General features: G+C 37.6%; 14 protein-coding genes. 12 read left to right on the top strand and 2 right to left on the bottom strand.

Annotated features, from left to right (window positions below):
- Window positions 1–2 precede the first annotated feature (2 nt).
- From HMPREF1135_RS10040 to HMPREF1135_RS10030, 3 genes are all read left to right on the top strand, one after another.
- Window positions 3–977: a zinc dependent phospholipase C family protein gene (locus tag HMPREF1135_RS10040; protein WP_007594825.1), complete on the top strand. Its 975-nt coding sequence runs from the start codon at window positions 3–5 to the stop codon at window positions 975–977.
- Window positions 978–1,047: 70 nt separating this feature from the next.
- Window positions 1,048–1,842 carry a TerD family protein gene (locus HMPREF1135_RS10035; RefSeq protein ID WP_007594824.1) on the top strand — a complete coding sequence of 265 codons (795 nt, stop codon included), beginning with the start codon at window positions 1,048–1,050 and terminating at the stop codon, window positions 1,840–1,842.
- Between the two features lie 10 nt (window positions 1,843–1,852).
- Window positions 1,853–2,560, top strand: coding sequence for an AIM24 family protein (locus HMPREF1135_RS10030; protein ID WP_007594823.1), 708 nt, complete (start codon window positions 1,853–1,855; stop codon window positions 2,558–2,560).
- 60 nt (window positions 2,561–2,620) lie between these two features.
- Here the strand turns inward: HMPREF1135_RS10030 and HMPREF1135_RS10025 are convergent, their stop codons facing one another.
- Window positions 2,621–4,402 (bottom strand): phosphotransferase, encoded by a 1,782-nt coding sequence (locus tag HMPREF1135_RS10025; protein WP_007594822.1) that lies wholly within the window; start codon window positions 4,400–4,402, stop codon window positions 2,621–2,623.
- Window positions 4,403–4,677: 275 nt separating this feature from the next.
- Here HMPREF1135_RS10025 and HMPREF1135_RS10020 point away from each other — a divergent pair, with 275 nt between their 5' ends.
- From HMPREF1135_RS10020 to pepT, 9 genes are all read left to right on the top strand, one after another.
- A complete protein-coding gene (locus HMPREF1135_RS10020; protein ID WP_007594820.1) occupies window positions 4,678–6,336 on the top strand; it encodes a cell wall-binding protein in 1,659 nt (552 codons plus the stop codon).
- Window positions 6,337–6,630: 294 nt separating this feature from the next.
- Window positions 6,631–7,029 carry a large-conductance mechanosensitive channel protein MscL gene (gene mscL / locus HMPREF1135_RS10015; RefSeq protein WP_007594819.1) on the top strand — a complete coding sequence of 133 codons (399 nt, stop codon included), beginning with the start codon at window positions 6,631–6,633 and terminating at the stop codon, window positions 7,027–7,029.
- A gap of 9 nt (window positions 7,030–7,038) precedes the next feature.
- Window positions 7,039–7,413 carry a desulfoferrodoxin family protein gene (locus tag HMPREF1135_RS10010; protein WP_007594818.1) on the top strand — a complete coding sequence of 125 codons (375 nt, stop codon included), beginning with the start codon at window positions 7,039–7,041 and terminating at the stop codon, window positions 7,411–7,413.
- Window positions 7,414–7,416: 3 nt separating this feature from the next.
- A complete protein-coding gene (locus tag HMPREF1135_RS10005; protein WP_007594817.1) occupies window positions 7,417–7,572 on the top strand; it encodes a rubredoxin in 156 nt (51 codons plus the stop codon).
- A gap of 115 nt (window positions 7,573–7,687) precedes the next feature.
- Window positions 7,688–7,915: a hypothetical protein gene (locus HMPREF1135_RS10000; protein WP_007594816.1), complete on the top strand. Its 228-nt coding sequence runs from the start codon at window positions 7,688–7,690 to the stop codon at window positions 7,913–7,915.
- Window positions 7,912–8,082 carry a DUF6472 family protein gene (locus HMPREF1135_RS14050; protein ID WP_007594815.1) on the top strand — a complete coding sequence of 57 codons (171 nt, stop codon included), beginning with the start codon at window positions 7,912–7,914 and terminating at the stop codon, window positions 8,080–8,082. The genes HMPREF1135_RS10000 and HMPREF1135_RS14050 overlap by 4 nt, the downstream gene beginning before the upstream one ends.
- On the top strand, window positions 8,082–9,230 hold the full coding sequence (locus HMPREF1135_RS09995; protein WP_007594813.1) for an ATP-binding protein: 1,149 nt from the start codon (window positions 8,082–8,084) through the stop codon (window positions 9,228–9,230). The genes HMPREF1135_RS14050 and HMPREF1135_RS09995 overlap by 1 nt, the downstream gene beginning before the upstream one ends.
- Before the next feature lie 13 nt (window positions 9,231–9,243).
- Complete coding sequence (locus HMPREF1135_RS09990) at window positions 9,244–10,395, top strand: metallophosphoesterase (protein WP_007594811.1); 1,152 nt, start codon at window positions 9,244–9,246, stop codon at window positions 10,393–10,395.
- A gap of 12 nt (window positions 10,396–10,407) precedes the next feature.
- Entirely contained in the window at window positions 10,408–11,634 is a 1,227-nt protein-coding gene (gene pepT, locus HMPREF1135_RS09985; protein ID WP_007594810.1) for a peptidase T, read from the top strand.
- Between the two features lie 81 nt (window positions 11,635–11,715).
- On the opposite strand, the gene HMPREF1135_RS09980 is transcribed toward pepT, so the two are convergent.
- Window positions 11,716–12,135 (bottom strand): RrF2 family transcriptional regulator, encoded by a 420-nt coding sequence (locus HMPREF1135_RS09980; RefSeq protein ID WP_007594809.1) that lies wholly within the window; start codon window positions 12,133–12,135, stop codon window positions 11,716–11,718.
- Between the last annotated feature and the right edge of the window lie 100 nt (window positions 12,136–12,235).

Here is a 12,235-nt window from a genome sequence, read left to right as displayed (position 1 = left end):
AAATGCCGGGATTTACAACTCACTATATTTTAGGGTTAAAGGCATATGGTGCCTTAGAAAACTCGGGTTTAAAATATATTATATCTAAATACAGATGGTTGTATCAGCTGGGACTTCAAGGACCGGATATGTTTTTTTACAATATCCCGATACTGAGGCACAGGGATTACAGAAATGTCGGTTCATATATGCATGAGAGTCATGTAAACGATTTTTTTGCAAATGCACTTTGTGAAATACAGTCCATGGAATCAAAACAAAAGCAGCAGCAGGCGATAAGCTATATTGCAGGTTTTTTATGCCACTATGTGGGAGATTATATCTGTCATCCATATATTTACGCAAGAATAGGGCATGAAAACGGAAAAAACAGCGCCTATGTATACGGACTTCATGCGGCACTTGAAAATGATATAGATACCATACTTTTAAAAAAGTATAAGAAAAAGAAAACCTCGGAATTTAATCAGGCTGCCACTCTGGCACTCAACGGTTTTGAGATACAATTTGTTTCAGATTTTCTGGCAAGAGTTATAAATAAAACCTATTATCCGATCACATATAAGAATAATTTCAGAGTAACACCTGCCATGGTACACAGATCGGTACTGGCAATGAGATTTGGAGTGAGGACTCTCGCCGATCCTACGGGCAGAAAGAAAAACAGAATAAATGCTATAGAATCCTTATTTTTAAAAAATCCTATAGTTTCACAGAAGATACTCTCAGATGAAGTACCGGATGCAAAAGGAGCCCTAAATCTTGAACATGAACTTTGGATAAATCCATGGAATAAGAGTGTTCATTCAAATGAAAGCTTTCCGGAGCTCTTTGATAAATGCATTGACAGATGTGAGGAAATATTTAAGATACTGAATACGGAAATAGTGCCGGACAGAATGGAAGAGACCGATTTTCACAGACTGCTTGAGAATATAGGAAATTACTCCTATCATTCAGGGCTTGATGTAGGGTGAAAGATATCAAATGATTAGTATTTAAAAATTTAAATATTATTACTTTAAAGAAAGTGAGGTGAATAAGAGTATGTATTCGATGAATGTGACAAAACCTATGGGTGCAGACCAACTTGAAAATCTGAACCGAAAAAAAGGTGTTGTACTAAACAGTGAAAATGTAGATATTTTGAATACTTCCTATTATAAAAAAACGGGAAACACTGCAAGTACACAAAATCCTGTTACTGCAGGCAGTACTACAGTAAGTCAAAACACCGGACAGGCTCAAAGTACAGGACAAAATGCCGATGTAAGGCAAATAACATTGCCGACGTTAAGCAAGAGAGTTTCAAAGGGACAAAAAGTCCCACTTGCCTTTTCTTCAAATAAGATAAAGGTGAATTTTGGGTGGAATGTGAATAATTCAGCTTGTGATGTTGATGTCTCCGCATTTTTGCTTGCCGGAAACGGAAAAGTGGTGGGGGATGATTTCTTTGTATTCTACGGACAGGAGAGCAGCCCTGAAAGGAGTGTGCTTTTTAAAAATGTTGAAGAGGCAAATGTATTGCAGGTATTTGATATAGATACTTCTATATTAAATCCGGCTGTACAAAAGATAGTCTTTGTAATGACTATAAATGATGCAATTGAAAAAGCACTTAATTTCGGTATGTTAAAAGACGCATACATACAGATAGTGGATCCGGTGACAAACGCCGAGGTAGCTTCTTTCCTTGTAGAGGAATATTACAACAATATAAATTCCATGATGATGGGAGAAGTATATCTACACAACGGTGCATGGAAATTTAATGCAATAGGAAACGGAGTAAATAAAGACTTGGCGGGACTTTGCGAATTTTACGGAGTACAAGTCGAATAAGGAGGGGAATATGCTGACATTTGAAGTTATTAACGAGTTGACACTTAAGGTTACCTGTGAAGGAAATGATACATTGATAGCAAAAGCAGGTGCATTTATAGCAGGAGAAAATCCGGGCGGAAAGAACTATACTTTTGAAAAGATGTTGCTTGGACCGGGAGGAAGTATCGGACAGGCATTACTGGGACAGCTTGTAAGAAGAGTTGCAGGTGAAAATATACCGCTTATGAAGGTACATTTAAACGGAGCTTCCACAACATACTATGCAAACTACGGACAGCATGTAGTAGTGTATAAGCTGGCACCGGGCGAGACGGTTTCGGTAGAGTCTGAGAATATACTTGCATTTACAAACGACTGTGATTACTCTGTAAGATTTTTAGGTGTAGGTGTACTTTCACAAAAAGGTCTTGCTACAACCACATTGGTTGGTAGAGGAAATAATGCCTATGTGGCATTACTCTCAGACGGAAACCCGCTTGTGGTTTCAAATGTGAAGTCAAGAGATACACTTGCGGTAGATCCGGATGCTGTAATATGCTGGTTCAGTAGGAACGGAATGGGAGATCCACAGATAAAGGCGGATATCTCATGGAAGACCTTTATCGGTCAGGCTTCAGGAGAATCATATTCATTTGAATGGTCAGGAAATGAGCCTGTAACGGTTCTGGTTCAGCCAAGCGAGAGAGGTGGCGGAATCAGAGTGAGCGTGGATTAATAAATTTGGGTTATTGCAAGTTAAAAGCAGTCGGAAATCCCGACTGCTTTTTCATAATTATTAAAGCTTCATTACTTCTTTAAAAAAGTCCTTTGCATATCTGTACATCTTAAGAGAGTACTCTCCGAATTCTTCCCCTACATTGGCCTTATATACCGTCCATAGAGCCCAAAGGTAACCGCTGAGTGCCATGTATGAATAAAGTTTCTTATACTCATCTGTAAGAGGTTTTCTTTTAAGATAAGTTTCTAAAAGTTCATCAGCTTGAGATTTATCATAATAAGAATAGATTGCACACATTGCCACATCTATAATAGGATCCGCCATTCCGGCATATTCCCAGTCAATAAGCTTTATCTTATTATCTGCGGTAATAATAAAATTATCGGCTACACTGTCTATATGGCAGAGGCGACTTTCAGACTTCATTCCTTTAAGTAAATCGAGTAAGAGCATCATATTTTTGTGAACCTCTTCTACATCTTCAAAAGATATTCCACCGCTCTTTTCACAGAGTCCGGTATAATAATCTATTCTCTCGGCTATATCAAAGCGATGGCTGACCTTTACATCAGTTTCATGCAAAGTCCTTAAAAGTTCCATACATCTTGCCATTTCTTCCTTATTAAAGGCATCGGCATTTTTTGAACCATCATAAAACTTTGATATCTTATAACCGCTTTCCTTATCAAAATAAATTATTTTCTCCGTAATATGCAAATCTTTGACTGCCATATAGCAGTCATACTCATTTGAACGGTTTATAAGTACATCTGTGCCCTTTCCGGGAATTCTACATATATAACTCTTATCATCCACTTCAAAAAGAAAAGATTTATTTGTCATACCGGCTTTTAATGTACGAAGACCTTTTATATGACTCTCCGGGATATTAAAAACCTTTGCAATAAGTTCAAGAGCTACATTTCCGCTGTTTTCCATATATTTATTATCAAATGCTCGAAGCTCTTCCAGATTTTCAAACTCATAGACCTGATTTTCGGGCTGGGGGTTTATATGCATGGCAGGTAGTGTAGAGTTTTTCTTTTGTATTTCACTCATAAGTACATTTTCCCAATACCAGTCATCACTTCCCGGAGTAGCAAAGGCCTTTTCCAGTATCGGCATAAACTCTTTTGAAAAGTCCTTACTGAAATATACAGGTCCGTACATTACATAGGCATCGCTGCCGCCCACATTTATAGCTGTTATTTCGCGCTTTTTATTAAAATCAAGTACCCATTCATTGGTATTTCCTTCCATATATATGGAAGAATACCAGGAGTAAGGCTCATAGCTGTGATACATATTATCTCTCATCCAGTTATCTGAAGAAAGGATATAGACATTGGAATTCTCTATATATTTACATGCATAGTGCAATGTGGAAATATTGTTCTTAGTGGAGTAATCCGGATTATACACAAGTTTTACATTGTACTTATCTATAAGATATTCAAAATGCTCCTTTAAATATCCCACAACTATTACTATATCAAAGACACCGACTTCATGTAGTTGCTTGATCTGACGCTCAATCATTCTTTCGCCGAATACCTCAAGTAATCCTTTCGGTGTTTCAAATGTAAGAGGAACAAATCTTGAGCCGAAGCCTGCAGCCATGATAACGGCACGTTCCACCTTAAAAGGAGATAGATAATCAAGTCCGGATTCGGTAAGACTCATACTACTTCCTTCCTTATGTAAATAGTTTAATGCCATAGCATCTTTTATAAGTGAGTTGATGCTTCCAAGAGAGAGGTTTAACTTCTCCGCGAGCTCTCTTTGAGTAATAGTATTACATTCAAATATTTCTCTGAGTAAATATGCGTATCTGTTCATATAAGCTCCCAATATAGTAAAATAAACATTAAGTTCAAAAACAATAAAAATATATCCTTATTGAACATATTAGCATAACAGGGGGTATAAGTATACATATATATCTTAGAAAAGACAGAAATGTAATATTTTTGTAAGAAATCAGAAAAAGAAAATATATTGTAAGTAATAAAATAAAGTTATATACTAGCTTTGTCTTAAGATAAAGGACTGATAAGAGCCTTTACGGGACGCATTAGATTTTAAAAGGATTTCAAAAAGGAGATGCATTCATTATGAGAAAGCAAACAAAGATTGCTGCATTGATTTCAGCAGCAGCAGTTCTCTCAGTTGGTGGAGCTATGACAGCTTTCGCTGCTACAGGTTGGCAACAGGAGAACGGTACATGGGTATATTATAACAGAAACGAAGAGAAAGTAACAGAGACATGGCAGAAGTCAGGTGACTACTGGTTCTATCTTGACGATAACGGCGAGATGGCTACAGATTCACTTATCGACGATAACGGCGATACATACTATGTTGACGTTAACGGTGTTATGGTTACAAATCGTTGGGTTGCAGTTGACAATGAGAACGCAGGCGAAGAGAACGAGCCAAATCAGTGGTGGTACTACTTCGGAGCTAATGGTAAGGCTTACAAGAGAAGCGATTCAGCTACAGGCGATGTTTCTTTAAAGACTATCAACGGTAAGAAGTATACATTCAATACTGACGGTAAGATGCAGTACGGTTGGGTAAAAGACGGCGAGACACAGCATGATGACAACGCTTGGCAGGATGCTGAGTACTACTTTGGAGATGAGAACGATGGTTCTATGGCAGAGGGATGGAAAGAGATCGCTATCAAGGATGATCAGGCAGCAGACCTTCAGCCTGGTGACAACTACTGGGATGAGGATCAGACAAGATGGTTCTACTTCAAGGCTTCAGGAAAGAAGGAGAAGGATCAGACAGGTAAGACAATCAACGGAAGAAAGTATGGCTTCGATGAGTATGGTCGTATGAACGCTGGTTGGTTCACAAAAGCTACAACATCTAACACATCTGTTAAGGATGGCGGTAGACAGGGTATTGCTACATACTCTAACTCATTCTTATACTACTCAACACCTGAGGATGGTGCCAGATCTACAAAGGGTTGGTTCAAGGTAACTCCAGGTTACTACCTCCAGAAGGATAAGTATGAGGATGGATCAGATTACTGGTACTACTCAGACGGTAACGGAAAGCTTACAGTTAACGAAATCAAGACAGTAAACGGTAAGAAGTATGCATTCGACAACTACGGTAGAATGATCACCGGATTCGTTGTACTTCAGATGGAAGGTAACACTGTAGGTTCAGGTTACAGCTCAAAGAAGATTGTTCAGAAGGTAGATTCTGACGGTACATATGATACAAATGACAACTATAACAAGTTTGTAAAAGCTAACGACGGCTTGTTCAGATCAGGAGAGCTTAAGGCTTACTTCTTCGGTGGAAGCGATGACGGTTCTATGAAGACAGGAAAGCAGAATGTAGAGCTTGATAGCGAAAAGTACACATTCGAGTTTGCTAAGAACGGTTCTAACAAGGGTGTTGGTATTAACGGTATGGAAGATCACAAGTTCTATATTGGTGGAAAGCTTACAACAGCTGATGCTGACAACAAGATTGAGATCGTTATCCTTGACAGCAACAACAAGTTAGTTGCTAAGTCATCTGTAGAGGATGCTCTTGCGGCTTACGGTAACGGTGGAACACAGCACTTCAAGTCAAACGGAGACTTAGATTATACAGAGTATAAGCTTACACGTCTTCCAAGCGGATCTAAGGCTTATGTTGTTAATACAACAGGTGCTATGGTTAAGAGCGGAACAAAGAAGGACGGAGATGATTACAAGGTTAAGACATCTAACTACACAGTAGATTGGGTACGTCTTGAGGAATAATCTCAGTTAATTAAATAGATTTTATATAGGCTTGAGGTGGAGCGAAGCGAAGCCTCATGGCATCTGATAAATCTAATGCGAGAGGAATACTTTCTAAGGAGGTATTCCTCTTTTTTGATTTTATCATATGTAAATTGTACTTAATAAAAAACAGGAATAATTCTCATTATTAGTACTTGACTTTTTTTATATTTTAGTTCATAATAAAAGCACATTGTGGTTGTGCAAAATTAAATCTAATGATTTTGAGATTTAAGTAAATTGCTCAAGTACAACCGGATATTGGAGGACAATATGTTAAAAGATTTTAAAGAGTTTGCGTTTAAAGGTAATGTTTTGGATATGGCGATAGGTGTTATCATAGGTGGAGCCTTTGGTAAGATTGTCACATCTTTGGTAAATGATTTGTTTATGCCTATCATATCTATATTGACAGGAGGTTTGAACTTTACAGATCTTAAGTATGTTATTACTCCTGCACATGGAGACATAGCTGAGAATGCTATTGCTTACGGATCTTTCATCCAAAATGTAGTTGATTTCCTTATCATTGCATTCTGTATCTTCATGTTTGTAAAACTTATAGAGAAGGTTAAGAAGAAAGAGGAAGTTAAGGTAGAGGAAGCACCTGCAAAGGCTGATGATGTTGTTCTTCTGGAGGAAATAAGAGATTTATTAAAAGCAAAGAACTAAGGAGGAAATATGAGTTTTTATCGTTGTGCACACTGTGGAAATATTGTCTCAGTAGTAGTTGATGGTGGTGGTACACTTGGATGTTGTGGAGAGCCGATGAAGCTCTTAAAGGCTAACACAACAGATGCGGCTCAGGAGAAGCATGTACCTGTAGTAACTGTTGAGGGAAGTAAGGTTGTTGTTAATGTAGGTAGCGTAGATCATCCTATGACACCTGAGCATCTTATCAACTTCATCATGATTGAAACAAACCTTGGAAAGCAGTACAAGGGACTTACAGCTGAGGATAAGCCACATGCTGAGTTCGTATTACAGGATGGTGAGAAGCTGATAGCAGCTTATGAGTATTGTAATTTACATGGTTTATGGAAAGCAGAGGTATAATTTATGAAGTATGTATGTGATGTTTGCGGATGGGAATATGATGAGGCTCTTGGAGATCCTGATAACGGAATAGCTCCTGGAACAAAATGGGAAGATCTTCCGGATGATTTTGTTTGCCCACTCTGTGGCGTAGGCAAGGATGAGTTTTCTCAGGAATAATTTTAAATAAAAATTTTCAAAGGGTCCTTAGGGGCCCTTTTTATATATAATCGGGCAGGTTTTCCTGCTCGATTGTTTGACTTGGAAGTATATACTATAGTATATTAGAATTATTATGGATGAATTAAAAAGAGATTACAGTGATATGATAGATATGGAACTTCCAAGTTTGAAGGTTCCGCTATCGAGAAAAGAGAGAGCTTCACAGTATCTGGCTTTTGAAGCCGTACTCAGCGGTAAAAAGCTTTTGGATAGGGGTGAAGAGATTTGGCTTAGAGAGTATGCACCTGAGGACTACAAACAGGAAGTACACAAAACCGAGCAGAAACAGGAAGAAGAATGATTTGTGATTATTGTATAAATTATATATATGATGAAGATGTGGAAGGATATATCTGTGACGTGGATATGGACGAGGATGATTATGCAAGAATGAGAAGCAGTGATTATTCCACATGCCCGTATTATAGAAGTAATGATGACTATTTGATAGTAAGGAAACAGATGTAATGGAAATTGAGATAGGTAAACTGCCGGAGTTACAGAATAAAAAGATAATAGACATAAGGCCCGAGCATGAATTCAAAAGAGGCAGTATTCCTGACTCCGTAAATATTGCGGAGGAAGATATACTTGAGAGAATAAAATATTTTGATAAAACAGATATTATCTGTCTGGTATGTGCCACAGGTAATAAGACCGAGTACCTTGCAGAAGAGCTTGAAAGTCATGGATATGAGAATATATATAATCTGGTAGGCGGATATGAGGCCTATATTAAGCTTAAATTAAATGAGTTTCTAAAAGAGGAAAGTAAAAAGGGTGAGGAGAATAGAAGAAGCAGGGATATTGAGAGAAGTCTTATAAAGAAGTTTAGAAAGAGTATCTGGAGAAAATTTACCGCAGCCATAAATGAATATGAACTGATAAAGGACGGTGATAAGATTGCCGTATGCATATCCGGAGGAAAGGACTCTATGTTGATGGCTAAGCTCTTTCAGGAGCTTTTAAGGCATGGAAAGAGGAATTTTGAGTTGGTATTCCTTGTGATGAATCCGGGATATGATGATATAAATTATCAGACTATAGTGGACAATGCTAAGATTTTGGATGTACCTATAGTGGTATTTGAGTCATCCATATATGATATTGTGGCAGAGGATGAGAAATCGCCATGTTATCTCTGTGCCAGGATGAGAAGAGGACATTTATATGCCAAGGCAAAGGAGCTGGGATGTAATAAGATTGCTCTTGGACATCATTTTGATGATGTGATAGAAACTATTGTTATGGGAATGTTGTACGGTGCTCAGATACAGACAATGATGCCGAAACTTCACTCTACAAATTTTGAAGGTATGGAGCTTATCAGACCGCTTTATCTTGTGAGGGAAGAAGATATAATACATTGGGCAAAGTACAATGAGCTTAATTTTATAAGATGTGCCTGCAGATTAACTGACAATTGCTCCATATCGGAGACCGGCGACAAGGGATCTATGAGGGCTGAAGTAAAGAAACTTATAAGGGAGTTGGCTGCCAAAAATCCATATATTGAGAAGAATATTTTCAGAAGTGTGGAAAATGTCAGCCTTGATACAGTAATAGCCTACAAGAAAAACGGGGTAAAACATTCTTTCTTGGAGAGCTATGATTGAGAGGTTATCTTGTATGAGTGAGAAAACTTTGAATATTATGATAGCTACCGATATCCACTACCTTTCAAAGAGTATAAATGACGGTGGGAAGGCCTTTGAAAATGTAATGGAAAAGGGCGACGGTAAGGGGATGACATATATTGAAGAAATAGTGGATGCATTCTGCAATGAGGTTAAAAAAAGAAGACCGGATTTGGTACTCTTACTTGGTGATTTAACTTTTAACGGAGAGAGAGTAAGCCATTTGGAACTTTCACAAAAACTTAACAGTATAGTGAAAGCGGGTATACCGATATATTTGATACCCGGAAACCATGATATAGATTATGAAAGAAGCTTCGGATTTCGCGGAAATGAAATATATAAGGTTGACAGCGTGAGTGCAAAAGATTTCAGAGATATATATGTCGACTGCGGTTATAAAAATTATGAATATTATGACGAGTATTCCGGAAGCTATATTTCAAAACTTAGGGACGATCTGTATTTGATTATGTTGGATACCAATTCCTATCATTCAAATTATGTGAGTAAGGAAAGTCTTGATTGGCTTGATAAGGCTCTTTTTGAATTATCAAAAGCGGATGTCAAAATACTTGCGGTAAGCCATCAAAATCTTCTTGAGCAAAATTATATGTTTACTGAAGGTTTTATGATTAAAAATGCGGAGGAAATAGAAGCTCTTTATGCCAAATACAATGTAAAGCTGAATCTCAGCGGTCATATGCATATTCAGCATATTGAAAAGAATCTTATAACAGAGATAGTGACATCTTCTTTGGCAGTGTCACCGAATCATTTTGCAAATATTATTTATGACGGGAAGTCTTTTAAATATTTTACGGAATGTCTGAAGGTGGAGGCTGTAAATGATTTTGAAAATTACAGCAGGCAGTTATTTAAAGGTGTTGGAAGCAGACAATTGAATAAGTTGTTTAAGACTCATACCTTTGACAATGATGAAGAAGAAGATATTGAAAAGATGGGCAGAGCCTTTCTTAGGATGAATGAATGCTATTTTGCCGGAGAGATTTTTGATGCTACGGGGTTTGAAGAAGGAATAAGACTTTGGGAAGATCAGCATGAGAGCTTCACATCTTTATATATAAAGAGTATACTGGATTCTGTGTTCAATGAGCAGAATAAATTTAAATTGGAATTATAGAGAGGAGATACAATGGAAAGATTTGTAGATAGATTTTTGCGTTATGTAAAGAAAAATACCAGGTCTGATGAGAGCAAGGCGGGAATAGAGATTCCGTCCACAGCTTCACAGATGGAGTTTTTGGAGGAACTTAGTGAGGAGCTAAAAAGAATAGGCTTTGAGGAAGTTAAGATAAATAAGAAAAATGCATTCCTTACTGCTACAGTTCCTGCAAATGTGGATAATGCTCCTGTAATAGGATTTATTTCACATGTGGATACAGCAGCTTTTAATGCTGAGAATATTTCACCACAGATACATGAAAACTATGACGGAGGGGATATCGCACTTGGAAACAGCGGATTTGTGCTCTCCCCTAAGGAATTCCCAAATTTAAAAAATTACATCGGTCAAACTCTTATCACTACTGACGGAACTACACTGCTTGGTGCCGATGATAAGGCGGGAGTTTGTGAGATAGTTTCAGCTATGGAATATTTGATTGAAAATCCGCAGATAAAACATGGTAAACTGAGAGTAGCCTTCGGATGTGATGAGGAAATAGGTGTCGGAGCCAACAATTTTGATGTGGAAGACTTCGGTTGCGATTTTGCCTATACAATGGACGGAAGTTCTGTAGGTGAATTACAGTTTGAATGTTTCAATGCCGCAGAGGCCAAGATCGATATTTTAGGTAAGAGTGTACATCCGGGTGATGCCAAGAATAAGATGATAAATGCGCTTACCATATCAAGAGATATTCAGATGGCTATGCCGCTTTTATCCGTACCTGAAACAACTGAGTGCAGAGAGGGCTTTATACATTTGATAGAGGCACATGGAGATGTGGAGAATGCAAGCCTTGTCTATATTATCAGAGATCACAACCGTGAGCTTTTTGAGGATAAGAAGAACACTGTAATAAAGATTTGTGAAGAAATCAATTCAAGATATGATATAGACAGAGTAAAGCTGGAGATGCATGATGAATATCGCAATATGGCAGATATCATAAAGAATGATCCAAGGAGTGTGGACATTGCTACAAAGGCAATGGAAAATCTTGGAATAACAGTAAATAAGGATCCTATAAGAGGTGGAACAGACGGCTCCAAGATATCCTTTATGGGACTTCCTACACCTAATATATTTGCAGGTGGAGAGAACTTCCACGGAAGATTTGAGTTTGTAAGCGTTCAGTCAATACAAAAGGCTATAGATGTTATTGTGGAGATAGCAAAGATAGCGGCTGAGAAATAGCTAATAAAAAACAGGCTTTATTTTTATGATCCCGATAAAGTTTTAAACTTTGTAGGATGTAAAATAAGGCCTGTTTTAGTGTTAAATCACAAAGTCATTTCCCGGATCCTCTACTATCAGATCGGCAATGGAAATGTTGTCAAAATAATCGTTTATCATTTTTGAGAGTTTACTCCACATATCAATAGTACGGTATTCGCTTGTGCGATACATACTTTCTGTATCTTCATCATCAATCATTATATTTTCTTCTGCAATTCTAAGCACTTCACCCACAGTGATATCGCTTGGATGTCCGGTTAGTTTGTAGCCGCCGCCTTTACCGCGCAGTCCTACAACAAGCTTATGCTTTACAAGAAGTTTTATTATACTTTCCAGGTACTTTTCTGAAATATCCTGTCTTTTGGCAATGTCACGCAATGGTATAAAGTCATCGGATTTATTTTCTGTCAAATCAATCATAACAAGAAGTGAATATCGCCCTTTTGTTGAAATTTTCATATGGTTCACCTACTCCTTAATTTATAATCCTATTATACAGGTAGGTAATAGGTAAATCAAGCGAATAATAAGACAGAAATGAAAATAGTGATGTAACAAT

The organism is Lachnoanaerobaculum sp. OBRC5-5 (assembly GCF_000296385.1).
GTDB lineage: Bacteria > Bacillota > Clostridia > Lachnospirales > Lachnospiraceae > Lachnoanaerobaculum.
Note: the sequence above shows the minus strand (reverse complement) of the source record. Positions and strands in the feature narration are given on the sequence as shown.